Origin of the sequence: Streptococcus ruminicola (assembly GCF_011387195.1) — a bacterium.
Taxonomy (GTDB): domain Bacteria; phylum Bacillota; class Bacilli; order Lactobacillales; family Streptococcaceae; genus Streptococcus; species Streptococcus ruminicola.
The window spans coordinates 561,806-582,625 of the sequence record NZ_CP046919.1; the positions used below are offsets into that span (position 1 = coordinate 561,806).

A 20,820-nucleotide genomic window follows, 5' to 3' on the forward strand; every position below is an offset into this window, starting at 1 on the left:
GTAAACGACTAAATATTATTTTTTACTATAATCACCACCTAACCACTTTTATTAATAGCTTTTTTCCACCTATTAAAGATGGTAGCTAGGGTAGCAATAATCATTAAAATAATACCTGTACCAACGATTTTCTTCGTACCAATACCACCACTGCTTGGTAGTTCACTACCAGCTGGGTTAACCACTTGGAGACGATTGTTGTAACCTGTAGAACCATTTACTAATCGTCTAGCATCATTATTTTCTGCTTGGTTACCAGCTGCATTCGTAAGAATGACTGTGTAAGTAGAATTATCAAATTCGTCACGGTCTTCGACAACCCTGAAGTAAACATTTTTATTAATAATCCTATGGCCATCTGGAGCAGTTTTTTGAGTGAGACGATAGCGTCCTGGAGTTAGTCCGCTGAGGTTAACACCAGACTCAGAATCGACCTGAATGTCTTCCCAAGAACTGTCAGTTACTGTCCACACATCTCCACTACGTTGTTCAAGTTTGAAGCTTCCACCAGAAAGAGGATTCCAGTTAGCATCTGTCAATTGAAGATTGACTGTTGGATAAACAATCAAGTGACCGTGTGTGATTGAGATATTGTAGTTAACGGGGTTGGTATTAGCCATCAATGTGTAAGTAAAGTAGTTATAACTTGTACCAGGATTTGTTTGACTACCTGTGAAGTTGTATGATTGAACTCCTTCACCTAGGACAAATCCATCGGTATCAGTCATTGGACTTACTGTTACAGTGTGAGCCGTTAATGGAGTACCGTCATAAGTCTTAGTTGCTTCAGCAGATGTCAAAACAACATCACGTTTATGAATAGTAAGAGCTCCATTTGATACTTGGAAGTGAACATCAAAGTTAGGATCGGTATTAGTAAAGTGATTAGCTAGATCTAATATATATGTTCCAGCATTTTTTTCAGTAAGACTTGAGTCTGAGCCATTAAATTGAATCTTATCTTCTGTGTAAAGACTTGTACTAATACGTGTAATATGATATCCAACTGTTGAATATGTACCGTCATAGACTTTTGCGATAGTATCACCGTCAATCATGACAGATACATAAAGCGGATTAACCGTTAGCGTACCAGGTACGTAAACAATATTGTAATAATCAGTTCGGTCATCACCATCATCGTTAGTGATTGTAATGTCTGATGGTGTTGTGCTACTTGTTCCGACGTTAGTTTGAGAACCAGAATAAGTGATTGAACCAATCTTATCACCACTTTGTAGTGAAAGTCTGTAAGAATCATTTATATCTGCCAAGCCATTGCTCTTAAGAGCTGTACCATCATAATCTTTTTCCTTATCACGCGCTACAATATTGAGGTCTTTCTTATAGTAGAAATTAACATCAATATTTTCACCACCTCGGAAGGTGTAGAATTCTTTTACGCTAGTAGGATTATTACTATCTGTTACATCTTTTCCTGAGTGATAAGTATATCCTGGGATATTTAGATGATGGTCAATAGTATCACAAGTACCACCTTGACCGATTGTTTCTTCAACTGGTGCAACACCAGGAATTGGATTACCATCCATATCAAGATAATGGAAAGTAATGTTACCATCTGTTTTCTTACTGTAGTAGAATGTAATAACGTTGTTTGCTGAGCTTGAAGTCAAGGTCAACGTCAAAACGTCATTTAGTGGGTAGTACTCACTACCAACATCGGCTGCAATTTCCTTAACACGAACCGTATCACCATTAACTGTCTTAGTGACTTCTTGTTTAAGGACTTCATTTGTACCTTGCAACAAGTAACGAACCGTGTAATTAACTTGCATTTGTTTTCTAGTGTAGTAGAAAGTGATGACATTATTTTCATAATCTAGACTAATAGATTTTTCATTATTACCTGGACGATAACCAGTGATTGCCAAGGCTTTTTCAGTTACAGTATCACCGATTTGAAGCGCTGGGCTTGTTACCACCTTATCAGGTGATAACTTACTGTTATTATTGTCAGCATCAACATACTGAACAGTGTAAGTCAATGGATTTAATTTCCAATGAGCAGTCAATACGGTATCTGATGTAATTGGCTTAGTCCAGTCAAATCGTTTACCGTTCTGGTCGAACCAACCATCAAACGTGTAGTGTTCTCGAGTAGGATCAGCTGGCGCTTGCGCACAAACATATTTTTCAACAGATTGTGTCGCAGGAGTAGCTCCTTCACCACCATTCAAATTAAATGACACGTTATAACGTGGAGGATTCCACTTAGCATACAAAATCACGTTGTGATTTGGCATTGTGGTAAAGTTATACGGTGTTGTTAACATCGAATCCTCATACCAACCACCCCAAGTATAATCACTATCGACACCACTTGGTCGACTTGGAACGTAATTATAAGTTGATGATGAAATGTCTGCTTCGTATGGAATGTTAGAAATCGTATTTACTTCATCATTTTCATAGAAGTAATTGATTTTGAAACTATCACGATCATAGTAGAAACGATAAATTCTTTGACTTGTATTACTACCATAATATTGAACACCATTTGCTACAAAGTTTTGGTCAGTGCGGTAAGTATAACCAAAGATTTCTTTTGCGGTAAATGTACCAGATGTAAAGATGAATGATTGGCTATATTTATCAGACTTGACATAAGAGCCATCAGGTTGTTGCAACCAATATTCAGCCGTGTAGTTATTACCTCTATTTGTCCACCAAGCCTTAAAGGTTCTAGTTGTCCCTGAATCCGGTAAAAGTTCTGGCACCACTTCTTGACGTTTGGTCTTGTATTCATTTTCCCAAGAGTCAAATAAAGTATTATTATCAACATTACCATTACGAGTAGTGTAATAAACTTCTTGTGGATCTGATGTTGAACTTGGCCAGATACTTGAGACATCCTGACCTAAAACAATATCATGTAGGACATATTCTGAATCCTTATAGACATGACCATTCATATTAATGCGGCCACGAGTATAACTAGTAGTAGTCCAACCGTTTTGAATAGTATTATTCAAGTTAAAAATAAATGTATAACGAATCAAGCTATAGTAGACATTCAGAACAGATGAACCATCCGCTGCTACAACAATTGATGACGTACTATTTGGACCACCAGATGCATTTTCACGTTGATAACCTTTTGGAACACTAGCAAGGTTCGGCGCACTTGATGCATTTATTGTCGTATCAACGGTAGCTCTTCGTGTAATTGAACTATCGTAAACATAGTGGGTCGTGTGAGTCGTGTTATCATAAACTTCTTTGAAGTAAGCTATTGTATAACCAACTGTATCAGCTTTCCACTTAGCATACAATGTTTTATTACCATCTAGTGTAACGTTACCAGTAACCTTATTACCGGTTAGCTGTGGATTATCATACCAGCCATCAAAAGAGTAACCTTTTTTCTGTGGTACTACACTCGTTAAAGGAACTGATTCTCCATACTTACCAACTGTTGGTTCAACATAATAACCACCGTTTGTATTATATGAAAGTTCGAAATCTTTACGTGTGTAATAAACGTACAAATCTTGCCCTTGAGCTTGAGTAAGTGTTACCGAGTTTGTTCGTTCAAAATCAGCGTAATCGTAAGTCAAGACTTGTGGTCTGATTGTTGATCCAATAACACCATGAGCTTGAGTTGATTCAATTTCAGTGTAACCATTACCAGTTAAATTTTTCAACATGTAGTGGATGTTGTAAGTTGCATCCGCAGACACATATTGAACTCTAATCGTAAATTTCTTATCGACAGTTCCATCCGCTGCATCCTTAGCAGCTAAATCATTAGCATCAGCTAATTCAACAATTGATTGGCTTGGATAATAAATTTCACCATCAGTTACTGTAGCATCGTTTTCTGGTTTAACAGAAGGCGGTGATGTTACACGATAAGGTGTATCTTTGGCTTCAACGTGGTGAATATCATTACCAAAGACAGTATCTGTATCTGAAGTATTGTTATGGTAATAATATTGAATTGTGACGTTGTAAATTGTAATTTCAGAATACTCAGCAACAACGTCCATATCACCAGTAATTGTAGTGTCTTCTGTAACCGTTGAACCATCAGCTGCATTCACCCATCTACTGAAACGATAACCTTCACGATAAACTGGCGTTGGGAAGACTGTAATTGTTCCTCCATCGACAATTTGTGCAGTTGTCATTTCATGTTCGACACCAGCATTGTCAGTGTACTTGAACGTCACATTGTGAACTGTTGTTGATCTTGGACCGCCAACTTTATTAAGATTGGCTTTTGACTCAGAAGGATTGCTTGATGTTACCAAAGCATAAGCTGAAAATTGACTATTATCAAAAGAAACTGATGTGATTTTATGATCGATTTCTTTGACATCTTTTTGTGAAATATTTTCTTGCGAACCATCATCAGGGAAATGCAAAACATCAAAGTTATCTTTTGCATCCATAGCTTCTTTTGGTGTGATTGTCACCTTAACGTCAGCTTTAGGTTCTACTTTTTCACCTTTTGATTCAAAAGTAATGTCATAGAAAAGGACATTATCAATCGTCTTTCCTGTTAAAGAATTTTGGACTTTTTCATAATTTGATTGATAAGCTTCATCATCGGTTTTGATTTCTTTAACAGTCAAACTTGTATCTTTAGGCAATTGCGCATCCGCATTAACATCTGCTGTAATCGTATAATCTTGATTAGTAGCTGTTAATGTTGTTGCCTGTGTGATTAAGTCATCCTCAGTAGATTCTGTCTGAGAAGTATCTGCTTCTTGTGAGCTTTCAGTTGCAGAACTTAGATTGCTATCAGAATCTCCCATAGCTGGAAGGCTTGGTGGCGATTGACTACTTTGTTCTACTTCAACGCCAGGCTCTTCTCTAGCTCTTTCGATATCTAATGTGATAGCTGGCAAGATTAGAAGGCATGTCGTTACCAGAGCTACCATTATAGCAAGGAAAGTTGCAAGCTTTTTATGTTTTTTTATTAAATTACTTTTTCTAAAAAAATTTCCCATCGGCTTTCACTCTCCTCCCATCCTAAAACACAGTGAATAAGCTTCGATAATACTTTTAATTTAGAGTTCCAATATCTGATAAAGGCCAGATTCTAAAAATTAGTTTACCAACTAATTGTTCATCCGAAACCGCACCGACAGAAGTATTTCGCGAGTCAATAGAGACTTTACGGTTATCTCCTAAAACAAAGATACGATTTTCTGGAACTTGGTAAGGAAACTTGATGTTTGTCTCACCATAAGCCTTGTTCTCGATATAGGGTTCATTTATTTTCTTGTCATTGACGTAAACTGTACCATCTTTTGTGATGTTAACCCAGTCACCAGATTTGGCAATGACACGTTTAACTAAGATATTGTTGTTGTAATAAAATGCAACGACGTCTCCCGTCTTAAAGCGATTACTCTTAACAGCTAATACGATATCCCCGCTTTCTAGCGTTCCCTTCATGGATTTCCCATAAATTCTGAGGGTTGGAAGATAAAGCATGGCTACCAAAATCGCAAAGGCTGCAACAACGATTAACATAAAAACCGTACTTCTAATCTTTTCAGAAAATAGTTTACGGTATTTTGCTTTCTTATAGAGTTCCTCAATCTCACTCGTTGTCGGGAGAGTGATATTTTCATTCTTTTTCATGTTCTGCTTCTCCATTCATTAATTTGACATTTTTAAGATATAAATCCGCTGCTTTTTGACTTTCTTCAAAAACCTTTGTCAAACTAAGAGAAGCTTCTGCGATAGATCCAGCGTTAGCTAGGCGAATTTCTTGGTTCTCCAATTTTTCATTAGCCTTTGCCAACTCATCTCGTAATCTATCAATCTCTTTGCTTTGCGCTAACATAATTTCATATAGTTCGATACGTTTTAATCTTCGAAAATTATTTCTACTCACATAAATCGCCTCGATTCCTTTTATATAAAGCGTTTTCTGTTAACTATATTGTAATCTTTTTTTTTTTTTTATTTCAATCATTTTCTGTAGATTTTCTAAGAATTTTTCGGAGTTTTTGTACATTTTAATCATTTTTGTCATTTTATATCAAAAAAAAGACGAGATTTTCATCTCGTCTCTAAAAATTTTTTCGTATGTCATCTAACATACCATTCTCATAAGGAGTTAGGCTGTTAGATCATTATCTCCGTTTTTATAGCGATTTAAATTCATTTTCAGCATTGTACATATACCTCCATGAGTTTTTTAGTCACTACTTTTTTACATTGGTATCACTCCTTTAGCTATTTTATGCAACTAGCTAAAGTATCACCATTTTTATATCTTGCTACGTTCATAAGATACCTCCATTAATTGAAAATACTCACATAACAACGATAATAATCAATTTTTTCTGTTTCTTTGATAGGGCGATTGACTCGTCGCCATATCTTTTCTGAGTCTCCATTTTTGTAACGGCCTACATTGATTGCTTTCACATCTATCACAACTTTCATTAAAAAATTAAAAGCTTTTTTCAAACATGGAAGCAATATGATTAGAAGCCCTTTCGATTACTACTGTTACTAGCAACAAGATCAACCGGTATTATTTCTTGCACCAGCTATTTCTAATCGTTCACTTCCAATTAATATCTTCATCTAAAATGTGACATCACTCCTTCATTGACCTAAATTCAACTAGTTGTTAGTCTCCATTTTTGTAACGACCTACATTCATCATCAACATAAGACGTTCCTCCGATGTTTCTTTTGTTACAAATTTTTTTGAGATTTGAGGTATAAATCTTTATGGCTAATCAAAGTGACTAATCACCATTTTTATACCGGGCGACATGTGGTTTCATCATAAGAACTGTTACCTCCTTACTTCGTTTCTTTTGTCATCCTTCTTTACACTCTTATTATAATGTAACCGCTTACCTTTTGTCAAGAGATATGAGCTTTTTTATCAAATTTTTTTCTAAGAACTTTTATTACCTTTAAAAATCAATCTTTGCTACAATGGAAACATGACTAATTTGAAAGACTACGGTATCGACATGTGGGATGCTGAAAAGATTGCTTCTTTTCGACGCACCCTGCTTAATTGGTACGATAATGAAAAACGTGATTTGCCTTGGCGCAGGACAAAAAATCCTTACCACATTTGGATATCTGAAATTATGCTGCAGCAAACTCAAGTAGTTACTGTTATTCCTTACTATGAGCGCTTTTTAGACTGGTTTCCAACCATCGAGTCACTGGCTAATGCTCCTGAAGAAAAAATACTCAAAGCTTGGGAAGGGCTTGGCTACTACTCTCGCGTGCGCAACATGCAAAAAGCTGCGCAAGAAATCATGGAAAATTTTGGCGGGGTATTTCCTGACAATCACAAGGACATTCTTTCGCTGAAAGGTATCGGCCCTTATACGGCTGGCGCGATCGCTAGTATCGCTTTTGGGCTTCCTGAACCTGCTGTTGATGGCAATGTCATGCGTGTTATGGCTAGGCTTTTCGAGGTCAATTACGATATTGGTGACCCTAAAAATCGAAAAATTTTCCAAGCTATTATGGAAGTACTCATCGACCCAGAGCGTCCTGGTGATTTTAACCAAGCACTGATGGACCTTGGAACGGATATCGAATCAGCTAAGAACCCTCGTCCAGATGAATCACCGATTCGATTTTTCAGCGCAGCTTATCTACACGGAACTTACGACAAATATCCTATAAAACTTCCTAAGAAAAAACCAAAACCGATACAAATTCAAGCCTTTGTCATTCGTAACAGTGACGGCGATTTCTTAATGGAAAAAAATCTTGATGGACGATTACTTGGAGGATTCTGGTCATTTCCAATCATGGAAACTGATGTTATCGGACAGCAACTTGACTTATTTGAAAAAAATAATGCTGCGCTTCAGACCATTTCACAAAAAACAAGATTTGAAGATGATTATCAGCTCAAGCCAAATTGGACAAGTAAGACATTTCCAGCTGTCAAACACACCTTCAGCCACCAAAAGTGGACCATTGAGCTCATCGAAGGAAACGTAACAACAACTGACTTCACGACCACCAAAGAACTCCACTGGGTCCCACAAGACCAACTCTCACAATACCCCATGGCAACCCCGCAGAAGAAGATGCTGAAGGTTTATTTGGAGGGGAAATAGTTTAAAAGCCTGATTTTCATCGGGCTTTTTTCTTCTATTTTATCTTCATTTGAAAATTAATTTTCTACCTTTATAGCAAAAACGTTTTCAATTATTCTAAAAAAAGAGTATGATGAAAGTAACAATTTGTAAAAAAGGAGTAGATTATATGAAATTAGTTGCTATTGTCGGAACGAATTCTGAGCGTTCTACCAACCGTAAGTTGTTAAAATTTATGGCAAAGCATTTTTCAGATAAGGCTGACATTGAACTTCTTGAAATCAAAGATTTGCCAGCTTTCAACGAACCTGAAGACAAGCTAGCTCCTGCTAGTGTCGCAGAATTTTCTAAGAAAATTGCTAGCGCAGATGGTGTTATCATTGCAACGCCTGAGTATGACCATACTATCCCAGCGCCTTTATCTTCTGCTCTCGAATGGATTGCCTACACTAGTCGCGCTCTTGTCAATAAACCAACTATGATTGTAGGTGCTTCTCTTGGTGCTCTTGGAACTTCACGCGCACAAGCACACCTCCGCCAAATCTTAGACGCTCCTGAGTTGAAAGCACGTATCATGCCTGGAATCGAGTTTCTTCTCGGTCACTCCGAACAAGTTTTAGACGATGAAAATAATCTTAATAATCCTGAAAAGGTAGCTGAGCTTGAGGAGAATTTTAAAGAATTCCAAGCTTTCGTTGAGATTACCAATCAAGTTGTCAGCAAAGCTGATACTGACCGTAAAAAAGCTTTCGCTTGGGAAGTCAACTAGGAGGTGCATTTATGAAATTAGTTGCTATCGTTGGAACCAATGCTAAAAAATCATATAATCGACTTTTACTACAATATATGGCAAGACATTTTGCTAAACAAGCAGATATTGAGCTTTTAGAAATCACTGATGTCCCAATGTTTAACGAAACAGATGACCAAACAGAATCTGCTGTTATCCAAAATTTCAACACCAAAATCACTGAAGCTGACGGTGTGATTATTGCTACACCTGAACATAATCACACTATCCCATCAAGCTTAAACAGTCTGATTGAGTGGCTATCATTTAACATTCATCCATTGACTGGTAAGCCTGTCATGATTGTTGGGGCTTCTTATGGTATCCAAGGGTCTTCACGCGCACAGCTCCATCTTCGCCAAATTCTAGATGCTCCTGGTGTTAATGCTGTTGTCATGCCAGGTAGTGAATTTTTACTCGGTCTTGCTCATCAAGCTTTTGATGAAAATGGCGACCTCAAAGACCAAGGCACAATTGATTTCTTAGAATCTTGCTTCTTCCGCTTTGTTCGCTTTGCAACGATTGCTAATCAGCTCAACGAACCTGAAGACGTACGCTTTGAACCTGGTACTTACCAAGTCACAACGGTCGGACATAACGGTGACCTTCCAATGTCAGTAACCCTTTCAGAAGAACGCATCGAAGCCATCGATATTGATTCATCTGGTGAAACAGGAGGAATTGCTGACGTGGTCTTCACCCGCATTCCAAATGAAATCATCGAAGGTCAAACCCTTAATGTCGATGCCATTTCTGGTGCTTCAGTTACTTCAAAAGGTGTCCTAAATGGGGTCGCGCGTGCGGTGCGCCAAGCTGGTGCTAATCCTGACGCCCTTCGTTCACGTCCAAAAGCTCCTTCAGCTCTTGATAGAGAAGACAAAACTTACGACACAGAACTTGTCATTGTCGGTGGGGGCGGTGCTGGTTTGACAGCAGCTGCTCGAGCCCTTCAAGCTGGTAAAAAAGTCATCCTCGTTGAAAAATTCCCAGCGGTCGGTGGAAACACTGTCCGCGCTGGTGGTCCAATGAATGCCCCTGACCCTGCTTGGCAAAATACATTTGCTGCTAACCCAGGTGAAGCACATAATTTACAAGAACTTCATGACATTGACGAATCAACTATCGACCCTGAATTCTTATCTGATTTTCGTGCTCTTAAGACTGAAATTGAAGAATACCTCAAAGACCCAACTTATCTTTTTGACTCAAAACTTCTCTACCGTATCCAAACTTATCTTGGCGGTAAACGTAAAGACCTCAAAGGGCATGAAATCCACGGTAATTATGAACTTATTCGTGTTCTAACAGAACATGCTCTTGAATCTGTTCGTTGGTTGGAAAATATCGGTGTCGAATTTCTACGTGACGAGGTAACTATGCCAGTTGGTGCTATTTGGCGTCGTGGTCATAAACCAAAAGTTCCAATGGGCGTTGCCTACATCGCTGTCTTGAAAGATTTCGTTTTGAAAAACGGAGGAATCATTCTAACAGATACCCAGGTTAAAGAACTCGTTGTAACTGATGGTGTCGTCACAGGTGTCAAAGGTAGCGGACGCAATGGACAAACTATTACCGTCAATGGTAAAGCTGTGATTTTGACAACAGGTGGATTTGCAGCCAATACTAAAATGCTCCAAAAATACAACACTTACTGGTCAGAAATCGATGATGACATTGCGACATCAAATACACCTGCTGCTACTGGTGACGGTATCCTACTTGGTCAATCTGTTGGTGCAGACCTTGTCGGTATGGGATTCAGCCAAATGATGCCAGTATCTGACCCAGTGACTGGCGCACTTTTCACAGGGCTTCAAGTACCTCCAGCAAACTTTATCATGGTCAACACCAAAGGTAAACGATTCGTCGATGAATATGGTAGCCGTGACCAATTATCTCAAGCAGCTATTGATAACGGTGGACTCTTCTATCTTATCGCCGATGAAAATATCAAAGAAACAGCCTACAACACTAGCCAAGAAAAAATTGATGCCCAAGTTGAAGCAGGTACCCTCTTTAAGGCTGATACCTTGGAAGAATTGGCTGAGCAAATCAACATTGACCCTGCTACTTTAGTAGAAACAATTACTAACTACAACTCTTATGTTGATGCTGGTCATGACCCTGAATTTGACAAAGGTGCCTTCGACCTCAAAGTCGAAAAAGCACCATTCTACGCAACACCACGTAAACCAGCCACACACCACACAATGGGTGGTCTAAAAATCGATACTCACGCCCATGTCATCAACGAAGATGGCAAAATTATCAAAGGTCTCTTTGCTGCTGGTGAAGTTGCAGGTGGACTCCACGCAGGTAACCGACTCGGTGGTAACTCATTAACAGACATCTTCACATTCGGTCGCATCGCAACCGATACTGCCATCGCAGAATATCTTGATTAAATAGTCAACACCAAGGAGAATGTTTAGAAATTCTTCTAGGCATAAGAAAAGCACCCTGTCCGCCAAGATAAAGGGTGCTTTTTTCGTTATTCACAATCTTTTAACAGCTTAGAAAAAAACACCAAATCCTTTTACATACAAAAAATTCCAGATTTAAAATCTGGAATTTCTAGGAGATTCGCAACAGCTACTTTATGTCAACAGCTGCTACAACTATGAAAAAGAAAGTTTATTTAGGATTGACTATAGTATAGCTAGACTAGCTTAAGCCAAACTGAATTTTTTCTTATAGAAAGCTTAAACTTTTTTCTTTTCAATGTCCCCGCTTTTTCTGATGACGCTTTTCTTGCCTAAGCAAGTATTTCCGTTCCTTTTCTAGCTCACGCCTCACCTTTTGCTTAGACTTTTGAGCTTTCTTGAATTCCTCACGCATTTCCTGCATAGCAAGCTGAGCTTTCGTTGACACCACAGGCTTACACTTTGCCTTATTGATATCACGTTGCACCCGTTTTGGATTTCGTTTTTTCTGTGAAATAGCTGGCGCTGAAAACTCAGAGCTTACTTCGACCTTATCATACCTGTACAGCCATTTCCCCAAAGAAACATCAATAAAGTTTAGAATATCATCATCCTTTGGTTCTTTACCAAACACGTAACGAAAAGCCTTGTAACGTTTATTCGAATCCGTAAATTCAACTAAAGCTGACCAAAATGCACCATCAAAATATACTGTCATTTTCATAACAACCCCTCCTTGATATGAATTGACAATGGACGACCTCGGAAGGGGAAGGTTACTGATACATGTTGTACTCACAGACTACCAACTGCGATGTGTTTTTATGTCAGCTTTAGTATAACAAATTTTAAAGAAGTTAACAGATTTTAACTTAAACCGCGAAAAATCCTGCTAGGTCAGCTGTTAGGACATTAGCTACTGCAAACTGATACTTTCCACGAAAATGTGCCAAGTGTGTCATGGTTCTGATATTGTATTTCTTGGCAAATTTTTTGTAAGCAACATAATCAATATCTTTGGTATCAAGGCAATAAATCACTTGGTCAATTTGACTGAGTCTGCCTAAAGCATTTTGAGTATCAACATTATCAAGTCGACCAATCAACAAATAAAAGTCCTCTTTAGCTGCCATTTTACCCTTGACCTCATCAAGACTTATAAATTGAATATTATCAGCTGTTTCAGCTTTGGCATCCCCACAATGAAATAAAAAGGCTAGCAATAACAAGCCAAAAATCGTTACAAGTCGCATCTCTTTTCCTCCTACTTATTTATTCGAAAAAGAAAAGAAAAACCACCAGAAAATCTGGTGATTTTATCAATTTTATTTTTCTGAATAGGGAACCAGGTACAATTTTCCATTTAAGTATTCAGCTAAAAAGATTTCTCTAGGGTTATCAATATTTTGTTCCTTAAGTTTTTCTAGCAGCCAATCTTCATCTTGATTGATTAACTCTAAAACATCATAGTTGATATTGCCATTACTGATGAGAGGAAATCTTGGATTTTCTGAATTCTTGTCCAAGACCGTTAACTTACCATTTGGCTCCATGATGGCACTCTTAACATCTCTGGTTGAGTTTAATCCTTCCATGCGAAGATGGAGCATAAGCTGATCTGCCGTGATTCCAAGTTTGGCACAATTTTCCACATTGACCTTACCATTTTTTATCAAAATCATTGGATTTCCAACAACAAGCGATTTAACAAATTTATTATTAATCAAAAGCTTGACGACGATGACAACCAAAGACCAAATCAGCAAAATAATAATAAACGTCAAAATGGAAATTGAGCTGTTATAAATCACACCACCGATGATACCACCAAGAACGAAGTTTTGAATTTGGTTAAGCGGAGTGTTAGCTGAAAATTCATATTTTCCGAGAATATTAATCTGTAAAATCGTCGCTAAAATTCCTAGAAAAAATTTGATGCTTATCAACACATACATATTCATCGGCTATTTTCCTCCATTAACGTAGACATTGTGATCAATCACGTGCGTACGCTCAAGTGTGTAAGAATTATTATCATCATTCAGATGAACAGTGTAGTCTTCCTTATTATAACGAACGATGATACCATCTTTTAAGGTTGTTGAATTAACTAAGACATCCTCAGGTTTTAAATCGTTATCCGTAGCCACACTTTTGATGAATTTGACAAGAACTTGTGACTGCGAAAAATCATGGTTATTTTGCATGTAATCTTCAACTTGAATCCCCAGAAGAATGAACATCAACACCACGATACCAATACTAATATCGCGAAGACGCGTCTTCAGCCTATTTCGCATGTAGTGTAGACTTGTCAGCATCACAATAGCAAGCAAGACAATCAAAATCACAGACCTCAAAACCAGATTAAAAGACTGATGCTGTGTAATGTAATCTAAATTATAGAAATTCATCTCACGTCCTCCTAAAATCCTTTTCTTTAGCTTTTTTACCATTATACTATTTCTAACACCAAAAAACTCCCGAAAAATTTCGGGAGTTTGTCATCTATAAATACTTAATTAGCTCAATTCAGCAACAATTGCTTTGATTTGGTCTTTAGTGTGAACACCAGCAACTTGTTTCACAACTTCGCCATCTTTTTTGAAAAGCAATGTTGGGATTGACATGATACCAAATTTTTGAGCTGTTTCTGGGTTTTCATCAACATCGATTTTAACGATTTTAAGTTCGTCTTCATCCATTTCTTCTGACAATTGTTCCAAGATTGGAGCTTGCATCAAACATGGACCACACCAAGTTGCCCAAAAGTCAACAAGGACAAGACCTTCATTTGTTTCTGCTTCAAATGTAGCATCAGTAATATTGTGTGCCATAATGTAATTACCTTGAACTCCCAGATGGACTGACTTGTTTTTTCATTAAAAAACGGATACGAATCAGCCTAGCATCCCAAAGTTCTTTTTCCTTTTCTATTAGTTTATGAGCCTATTTTACGGGAAAATTGTCTTTTTGACAACTAATTGCTACGCAAAAATGATTTTTTGAAAGTCTTCTCATTTTCCTTATCTGGCATGCTCGTATGCTATAATAAAACTATTATTAGATAGAGGATTCTTATGAAAAATTACGCTGAATTTTATAACAAGCTAACAAAAACTTTTCAAGATAAACCAGCAGCTATTCGCAGCTTACAAGTTATCAACAGTTTATTAACCAAAGTCATGTATCTGGTTTACCCACTTCTTCTTATCCACCTTTTTATCAACACTCCTGACAAACTTCCTATTTTCATTCTTATCCCAGGGCTATCATTTATCTTGGTGTCACTTGGTCGCCACCTGCTTAACACCCCACGACCTTATGAGACTTGGAACATCACACCACTAATTTCTAAAGATACTAAGGGGCACTCTTTTCCAAGTCGTCATGTCTTTTCTGCTAGCATCATTAGCATGGCTGTTTTGCGACTAAATCCGATTTTAGGAATTCTTTTCCTTGTTTTATCGCTAGTCATCGCTATTTGCCGTGTCATTGGTGGAGTTCATTACCCGCATGATGTTGCGGCTGGTTATCTTATTGGCATCATCTGTGGATTATTACTTTTTCTTTTTTAGTTATCAACATCAAATCCCCAACTCAATCGAGCTGGGGATTTTTCGAACAATAATTTTACCTTAAAAAGAGTTATCCACTTATTTATTAACAGGATGCAGATTTTTAAGAGATAAATCCAAGATTTTAGCGGAGTGAGTAAGGGCACCACTTGAGACGTACTGAACGTCCAAGTCCAAGTAAGAAGCGACATTAGCCTTAGTCACATTACCAGAAATTTCAATTTCTGCTCTGCCTGCAATCAAAGCAACAGCTTCTTGCATTTGGTCATGGTCCATGTTATCAAGCATGATAATATCAGCACCCGCTTCAACTGCTTCTTTAACCATCTCAAGTGTTTCCACTTCAATTTCAATTTTGCGGACAGATGGTGCATAAGCTTTGGCAGCAAGAACAGCTTCTTTAACACCACCAGCAGCACCGATGTGATTATCTTTCAAAAGGACACCGTCAGACAAGTTGTAACGATGGTTTTTACCGCCACCGATTTTAACAGCGTATTTTTCAAAAATACGGTTATTAGGTGTGGTCTTACGTGAATCAAGCAACGTAATCGGGCTATCTTTTAAAAGCTCTGCCATTTCATGCGTGTAAGTCGCAATCCCACTCATGCGTTGAAGATAGTTGAGTGCAGTGCGTTCTCCTGAAAGAAGGACACGAATATCACCACAAACAGTTCCCAATTTTTGACCTGCTTTTACAGTTTCACCGTCTTTGACCAAAACATCGAACTTCGTTTGTGGGTCAAGCAAATAAAACACGCGCTCAAAAACTGGTAAACCACAGATAATCCCATCTTCTTTACAAATCAAGTCAACTTGACCAGCTACATTTTCAGGCATCACACTGTTTGTTGATACATCTTCATTATTAATATCTTCTGAGAGAGCACTTAAAATAAGTGGATCAACATTTAATTTTAGGGTAATTGGATCTAACATCATTATCCTTTCTCATCTCACAAAACTGCTAACCAATGACAGTTTCTAATTGATTTTGTTCTGTTAATTTTTCAACAACTATTTTTTTATAGTCGTCTGCCAAGATATCGTCATCTTGATAATCTAGCAAATCAATCTCAGCCAAACTATCTGGAAGTGTTGAAACACTATCATAATTTGCTACCAAATCTTTGGCTGCACGTTTAGCAAAAACAAGACTTTCAAGAAGAGAATTACTTGCTAAACGGTTTTGACCGTGAACCCCATTACAAGCTGTTTCACCAACGGCATAAAGGAAGTCCATACTTGTCTTACTATGGTGATTAACCTTGATACCACCCATGAAATAATGCTGCGCTGGCACAACTGGAATACATTCTGTGAATGGGTCGTAACCAGCCTCACGACAATGTGCCAAGATATTTGGAAAATGTTCTTCCAATTCTTTTTTCGGAATGGTACGCAAATCTTCCCAGACGTGGTCTGTCCCGTCTTTTTCCATTTGTTTTAAAATGGCTTGTGCTACCACATCACGCGGTTGCAATTCATCCACAAAACGATTCATATTTTTATCGTAAAGAAGAGCTCCTTCACCACGAACGGACTCAGAAATCAAGAATGAACGTTCTTTTGGATTTTCTTGGTAAAGGGTTGTTGGGTGAATTTGTACATAAGACATGTCCTTAAGCTCAATATCATGTTTTAGGGAAATAGCTAGCGCATCACCAGTCAAATGCTTAAAGTTAGTACTATTTTTGTACAAACCACCAACACCACCACTAGCAAGAACAGTCACATCAGCTGTGATTTTTTGCAAATCACCATTTCCAAGACGGACCACACCACCATAACAACGGTTATCTTCTTCCAAGATATCAAGAAGACAAGTGTGTTCCATCAAGGTAATATTTGGACGTTTTTTGACCGCAGCTAACAGTCTGCTTGTGATTTCTTTACCTGTAGTATCTTGGTAAAAAAGAATACGTTTATCAGAGTGAGCACCTTCACGAGTGAAAGCAAGGTTACCATTTTCATCACGTTGAAAATCAACACCGTAACCAATCAAATCTTTGATAACATCAGGTGATGACTTAATCATCAAATCAACAGAAACCTTGTCATTTTTGTAGTGACCAGCACGCAAAGTATCTTCAAAGAATGAGTCGTAGTCAGACTCGTCTTTCAACATGCAAATACCACCTTGTGCCAAGAAAGAATCACTGTGTTCTAATGTATCTTTAGAGATAATAGTAATTTGAAGTTCTTGTGGCAAATTAAGGGCCGTATAAAGTCCTGAACAACCACTACCGACAATAAGTACATTTGTTTTCATACAAACCTTCTTTTTTAACGATTGTTGAATAAACAATCCATTTGGCGAGTCAGATAAAAAAAGAATTCCTAGAATACCATCATCAACTGACCTAAGCATAAACTTCTCATTTTCTGTATGATATCAATGCGAGGCTTACTTAAATCAGTCTTTAGGAACTTTTTAAATCAACTCTTATCAATTAAAATCATACGACTTAGAACATATTTTACCACCAATCAAGACACCTGACAAGACACCTAACTAAAATTTATTTACAGGTGTCTTGACACCTTCTTGACTCGGTACTATAATATATAACTAAGACAATCCTAGGAGGATCCCATAAACATATAATGAATACAAGAGAGATGCAAGACGAAATTTTACGTCTCAAAAAAGAAAAAGGGGTTTGTATTTTAGCACACGCCTACCAAAGTCACGACATTTGGGAAGTTGCCGATTTTGTAGGCGATTCTTTTGCTTTAAGTAAATATGCTGCCAAAGCACCACAAGATACCATCATGATGTGTGGGGTGCGCTTTATGGCAGAAACCGTTAAAGTTTTATCACCTGAAAAAACAGCTCTTCTAGCCAACCCAATGGCTGGTTGCCCAATGGCCGCTCAAATTGATAAAAAAATCGTTACTTGGCTAAAAGATGCTCACCCAGACTACACTACCGTTGCTTATATCAACACCACTTCAGAAGTGAAAACAATGGTCGATGTCTGCGTCACATCTTCTTCAGCTGTTAAAATTATCAACAACATTGACAACGATAAGATTCTTTTTGTTCCAGACCGCAACCTTGGTCAATGGGTCGCTGAACAATGTCCTGATAAGCAATTTGAATTTTTCAAAGGTGGTTGTCCGACTCACATGCGTATGCGTAAACGCGATGTGCTAAAAGCACGTGAAGCGCATCCAAATGCTAAAGTACTAGTTCACCCAGAATGTCTAGCTGAAGTTACTGAGTTAGCTGATTTTGCTGGAAGTACTACAGAAATCATGGCTTATGCTAAAAATAGCAGTGATAAAGAATTTATCATTGGTACTGAAAGCAGCATTGTTGAGCATTTACAATTTGAATGCCCTGATAAACGCTTCTACCTTCTATCAACTGAATGTGTTTGTCACAACATGAAAATGACAACTCTAGCTGATATTTACAACTGTTTACTTGGACGATCAGGTGAAGAGATTGAGCTTGACGAAGACACTATCAAAGGTGCCCGTCATGCCATCGACCAAATGATCCTGCTTGGACAAAAATAAATTGATTTGCATTTTCTACATTTAAAAAGCCTGCAAAATTGCAGGTTTTTGTCTATTCACAGAAAAAAACTGTCCACTGGACAGTTTTTTTACCCTAGATTTGCGATGGTACAGCCACTGCCACCTGCGTTTTGTGGGGCGTAGCCGAATGATTTGACATGTTTGTTGCGGCGAAGGTATTTTGTCACCCCTTCACGGATAACACCTGTTCCGATACCGTGAATGATATCAACTTGAGCCATGTTGTTAAGCAAGGCTTGGTCGATAAATTCGTCCAATTCTTGCATGGCTTCTTCGTAGCGTTTGCCACGCAAATCAAGTCGGGCACGTGGTCCAGCAGATTTCTTGCTTTTCTTAACCACATGAACTTGTTTTTTCTTAGGTTTTTGCGCTTCTTCTTGAACTTTGACAAGGCTAAATTCGTCTTCTTTAAGCGTCATCTTAATGAGACCAACTTGCGCTTCCCATTTACCATTTTTGGTTTGGTTAATCAAGGTTCCGCGTTGACCGTAAGCTGTGACGATAATGTCATCACCCACGCGCGGTGCACGCAATTTCTTGGCTTTCTTAAGAACTTTATTTTTCGATAAATCAACTTCAGGTGCCAATTTTTTCAACTGACTTTTAGCTTCAATGACTTCGTGTGGTTTAAGGCTTGCTTTGTGGTGAAGATTTTTGAGGATTTCTTCACTTTCAGCCATAGCTTTATCCACAATTTCTTGTGCCTTAGCAGAAGCTTTTTCAAGTTCTTTATCTTTGGCGTGTGAGAATTCGTTATAAAGTTTCTTAACCGCACGGTTGAATTTGAGGTTATCTTGCTCCACTTCTTTGATGTGATCAAGACGTTTACGACTTTCATGCGTTTGCTCTTCCAAACGCTCGATGATGCGGTTAACATCCGTATCAGAATCCGTCAAACGCTCTGCTTCGTTGACAATCACTTCAGCAAGACCTAATCGACGGGCAATTTCAAAGGCATTTGAACGCCCTGGCACACCTTGCATGAAATGATAAGTTGGGCTCAGAGTCTCTGTGTCAAATTCCATGCTGGCATTTTCAACAAATTCTGTCTCGATACCGTAAGCTTTTAGCTCAGGATAGTGAGTTGTTGCCATGGTTTTCACTTGTGTCAAACGCAAATGCTCCAAGATTGAAATGGCAAGGCTAGCTCCTTCTTGCGGGTCAGTACCTGCCCCCAATTCATCCACAAGTACCAAACTATCTTTGTCAGCTGCTGCCAAGATATCCACAATATTTGTCATATGGCTTGAGAATGTTGACAAGCTTTGCTCGATAGATTGTTCATCACCTATATCAGCAAAAATCTCATTAAAGACAGCCACTTTACTACCTTTGTCAGCTAGGATTGGAAGTCCTGATTGTGCCATAAGCTGCGCTAATCCCAAAGTTTTCAACATAACCGTCTTACCACCAGTATTTGGACCAGTGATGACGATAACTGTCAATTCATCTAAGAAATGCAAGTCATTTGCGACTGGATTTGTCAACAACGGGTGACGAGCTTGTAAGAGCTGAACGGTCTTATCTGTGGATAATTGTGGAACAACTGCTTTGTTTTCCTGCATGAAAAGAAATTTTGCACGTACAAAATCCAAGTGTCCTAGAACCCAAGCATTGTTGCGAATAATATTAGTATGTGGACGAAGCATATTTGACAATTCGCGTAAAATACGAGCCATTTCATGGCGTTCATCTGCGCGTAATTGTGTGATTTCTTCATTTAGTTGCACCACTGCACGCGGCTCAATATAAACCGTGCTTCCTGATGCTGAAATATCATGCACAACCCCTGAGATGCGATTGCGGTAGCTATTTTTCACCGGCAAAACCGCACGGCCATTACGACTAGCAATCAAAGTCTCTGTCAAATGGTCAGCTTGTTTTTTCAAAATGTCCTGCAAGACTTGACGAACTCTGCTTTCATCATGATTGATTTGACGACGAATACGGTCTAATTCATGACTTGCAAAATTCTCAATAAATCCACCATCGTTAATGGCTTGTAAACTTCCTTGCAGACTTGGTAAAAGCTCAATTTTCTCAAAAAGAGTGTTTAAAGCCGTCAAGTTAACATTTTCCAAATCGTTATAGAAATGTTTAACTTCTGCTGATACTTGCAAGATTTTTTTAATATCAATAATCTCTGAAACATTGACATCCGCATCTAATTCCAAGCGACGCATGCTTTCAGAAATATCACGTAAACTGCCTAAACCAAAGCCATGTTGCTCAACAAAAATCTGTTCCATATCTGACATTTCAGCAAAAGAACGTGAGATACGGTCAGAATCTGTCATCGGAGCAAGCTTACGCAATTCATCTTGCCCTTGTTCAGTTTGTAAATAGCCAGCAAAAAGTTGCTTGACTTTATCAAATTCTAACTGTTCTAAAATTCTGTTATTCATATC

16 protein-coding genes are annotated in these 20,820 nt (G+C 38.2%); 5 read left to right on the forward strand and 11 right to left on the reverse strand.

Annotated elements, in window-relative coordinates; translation table 11 throughout:
• Window positions 1–38: 38 nt before the first annotated feature.
• The 3 genes from GPZ88_RS02940 to GPZ88_RS02950 are packed head-to-tail and all read right to left on the reverse strand — an operon-like array spanning window position 39 to window position 5,875.
• On the reverse strand, window positions 39–4,979 hold the full coding sequence (locus tag GPZ88_RS02940; RefSeq protein WP_166043341.1) for an InlB B-repeat-containing protein: 4,941 nt from the start codon (window positions 4,977–4,979) through the stop codon (window positions 39–41).
• A gap of 55 nt (window positions 4,980–5,034) precedes the next feature.
• A complete protein-coding gene (lepB, locus tag GPZ88_RS02945; protein ID WP_074630131.1) occupies window positions 5,035–5,619 on the reverse strand; it encodes a signal peptidase I in 585 nt (194 codons plus the stop codon).
• A complete protein-coding gene (locus GPZ88_RS02950) occupies window positions 5,606–5,875 on the reverse strand; it encodes a DNA repair protein (RefSeq protein ID WP_205399952.1) in 270 nt (89 codons plus the stop codon). Before GPZ88_RS02950 ends, lepB begins: the two co-directional genes overlap by 14 nt.
• Window positions 5,876–6,947: 1,072 nt before the next feature.
• On the opposite strand from GPZ88_RS02950, the gene mutY reads away from it, so the two are divergent.
• The 3 genes from mutY (at window position 6,948) to GPZ88_RS02965 (ending at window position 11,267) form a co-directional block, all read left to right on the forward strand.
• The gene (gene mutY / locus GPZ88_RS02955; RefSeq protein WP_166043344.1) at window positions 6,948–8,093 is read left to right on the forward strand and encodes an A/G-specific adenine glycosylase; all 1,146 of its coding nucleotides are present in this window, start codon (window positions 6,948–6,950) and stop codon (window positions 8,091–8,093) included.
• A gap of 148 nt (window positions 8,094–8,241) precedes the next feature.
• Entirely contained in the window at window positions 8,242–8,841 is a 600-nt protein-coding gene (locus GPZ88_RS02960; protein WP_033153300.1) for an NADPH-dependent FMN reductase, read from the forward strand.
• A gap of 11 nt (window positions 8,842–8,852) precedes the next feature.
• Window positions 8,853–11,267 (forward strand): flavocytochrome c, encoded by a 2,415-nt coding sequence (locus GPZ88_RS02965; protein WP_166043346.1) that lies wholly within the window; start codon window positions 8,853–8,855, stop codon window positions 11,265–11,267.
• A gap of 313 nt (window positions 11,268–11,580) precedes the next feature.
• Here GPZ88_RS02965 and GPZ88_RS02970 read toward each other — a convergent pair whose 3' ends face one another.
• The 5 genes from GPZ88_RS02970 to trxA all read right to left on the reverse strand — a co-directional run bounded on the left by GPZ88_RS02970 (window position 11,581) and on the right by trxA (window position 14,122).
• Window positions 11,581–12,009 carry a YjdF family protein gene (locus GPZ88_RS02970; RefSeq protein WP_166043350.1) on the reverse strand — a complete coding sequence of 143 codons (429 nt, stop codon included), beginning with the start codon at window positions 12,007–12,009 and terminating at the stop codon, window positions 11,581–11,583.
• A gap of 148 nt (window positions 12,010–12,157) precedes the next feature.
• Window positions 12,158–12,538, reverse strand: a complete 381-nt coding sequence (locus GPZ88_RS02975; RefSeq protein WP_074482557.1) for a hypothetical protein — start codon at window positions 12,536–12,538, stop codon at window positions 12,158–12,160.
• A 72-nt stretch (window positions 12,539–12,610) separates the two neighbouring features.
• Window positions 12,611–13,246, reverse strand: coding sequence for a DUF421 domain-containing protein (locus GPZ88_RS02980; RefSeq protein ID WP_074626834.1), 636 nt, complete (start codon window positions 13,244–13,246; stop codon window positions 12,611–12,613).
• A 3-nt stretch (window positions 13,247–13,249) separates the two neighbouring features.
• A complete protein-coding gene (locus GPZ88_RS02985) occupies window positions 13,250–13,699 on the reverse strand; it encodes a DUF3290 domain-containing protein (protein WP_166043352.1) in 450 nt (149 codons plus the stop codon).
• A gap of 108 nt (window positions 13,700–13,807) precedes the next feature.
• Complete coding sequence (gene trxA, locus GPZ88_RS02990; RefSeq protein ID WP_015695637.1) at window positions 13,808–14,122, reverse strand: thioredoxin; 315 nt, start codon at window positions 14,120–14,122, stop codon at window positions 13,808–13,810.
• A gap of 243 nt (window positions 14,123–14,365) precedes the next feature.
• On the opposite strand from trxA, the gene GPZ88_RS02995 reads away from it, so the two are divergent.
• Window positions 14,366–14,863 carry a phosphatase PAP2 family protein gene (locus GPZ88_RS02995; RefSeq protein WP_166043354.1) on the forward strand — a complete coding sequence of 166 codons (498 nt, stop codon included), beginning with the start codon at window positions 14,366–14,368 and terminating at the stop codon, window positions 14,861–14,863.
• Window positions 14,864–14,941: 78 nt separating this feature from the next.
• On the opposite strand, the gene nadC is transcribed toward GPZ88_RS02995, so the two are convergent.
• Window positions 14,942–15,802, reverse strand: a complete 861-nt coding sequence (nadC, locus tag GPZ88_RS03000) for a carboxylating nicotinate-nucleotide diphosphorylase (protein ID WP_166044342.1) — start codon at window positions 15,800–15,802, stop codon at window positions 14,942–14,944.
• Between the two features lie 28 nt (window positions 15,803–15,830).
• The gene (locus GPZ88_RS03005; RefSeq protein WP_166043355.1) at window positions 15,831–17,135 is read right to left on the reverse strand and encodes an L-aspartate oxidase; all 1,305 of its coding nucleotides are present in this window, start codon (window positions 17,133–17,135) and stop codon (window positions 15,831–15,833) included.
• Between the two features lie 335 nt (window positions 17,136–17,470).
• Between GPZ88_RS03005 and nadA the strand changes: the two genes are divergently transcribed.
• Window positions 17,471–18,391, forward strand: a complete 921-nt coding sequence (gene nadA, locus GPZ88_RS03010) for a quinolinate synthase NadA (RefSeq protein WP_158914503.1) — start codon at window positions 17,471–17,473, stop codon at window positions 18,389–18,391.
• 89 nt (window positions 18,392–18,480) lie between these two features.
• Here nadA and GPZ88_RS03015 read toward each other — a convergent pair whose 3' ends face one another.
• The gene (locus GPZ88_RS03015; protein WP_093815095.1) at window positions 18,481–20,817 is read right to left on the reverse strand and encodes an endonuclease MutS2; all 2,337 of its coding nucleotides are present in this window, start codon (window positions 20,815–20,817) and stop codon (window positions 18,481–18,483) included.
• Window positions 20,818–20,820: the final 3 nt, after the last annotated feature.

What these genes read in the sequence shown, in the direction of transcription:
- GPZ88_RS02960 (WP_033153300.1), top strand. Translation starts at nt 8,242, where the DNA reads ATGAAATTAGTTGCTATTGTCGGAACGAATTCTGAGCGTTCTACCAAC.
- GPZ88_RS02985 (WP_166043352.1), bottom strand. Translation starts at nt 13,699, where the DNA reads ATGAATTTCTATAATTTAGATTACATTACACAGCATCAGTCTTTTAAT.
- lepB (WP_074630131.1), bottom strand. Translation starts at nt 5,619, where the DNA reads ATGAAAAAGAATGAAAATATCACTCTCCCGACAACGAGTGAGATTGAG.
- GPZ88_RS02980 (WP_074626834.1), bottom strand. Translation starts at nt 13,246, where the DNA reads ATGAATATGTATGTGTTGATAAGCATCAAATTTTTTCTAGGAATTTTA.
- mutY (WP_166043344.1), top strand. Translation starts at nt 6,948, where the DNA reads ATGACTAATTTGAAAGACTACGGTATCGACATGTGGGATGCTGAAAAG.
- GPZ88_RS02965 (WP_166043346.1), top strand. Translation starts at nt 8,853, where the DNA reads ATGAAATTAGTTGCTATCGTTGGAACCAATGCTAAAAAATCATATAAT.
- GPZ88_RS03005 (WP_166043355.1), bottom strand. Translation starts at nt 17,135, where the DNA reads ATGAAAACAAATGTACTTATTGTCGGTAGTGGTTGTTCAGGACTTTAT.
- GPZ88_RS02940 (WP_166043341.1), bottom strand. Translation starts at nt 4,979, where the DNA reads ATGGGAAATTTTTTTAGAAAAAGTAATTTAATAAAAAAACATAAAAAG.
- GPZ88_RS02995 (WP_166043354.1), top strand. Translation starts at nt 14,366, where the DNA reads ATGAAAAATTACGCTGAATTTTATAACAAGCTAACAAAAACTTTTCAA.
- nadC (WP_166044342.1), bottom strand. Translation starts at nt 15,802, where the DNA reads ATGTTAGATCCAATTACCCTAAAATTAAATGTTGATCCACTTATTTTA.
- GPZ88_RS02975 (WP_074482557.1), bottom strand. Translation starts at nt 12,538, where the DNA reads ATGCGACTTGTAACGATTTTTGGCTTGTTATTGCTAGCCTTTTTATTT.
- GPZ88_RS02970 (WP_166043350.1), bottom strand. Translation starts at nt 12,009, where the DNA reads ATGAAAATGACAGTATATTTTGATGGTGCATTTTGGTCAGCTTTAGTT.
- GPZ88_RS03015 (WP_093815095.1), bottom strand. Translation starts at nt 20,817, where the DNA reads ATGAATAACAGAATTTTAGAACAGTTAGAATTTGATAAAGTCAAGCAA.
- trxA (WP_015695637.1), bottom strand. Translation starts at nt 14,122, where the DNA reads ATGGCACACAATATTACTGATGCTACATTTGAAGCAGAAACAAATGAA.
- nadA (WP_158914503.1), top strand. Translation starts at nt 17,471, where the DNA reads ATGAATACAAGAGAGATGCAAGACGAAATTTTACGTCTCAAAAAAGAA.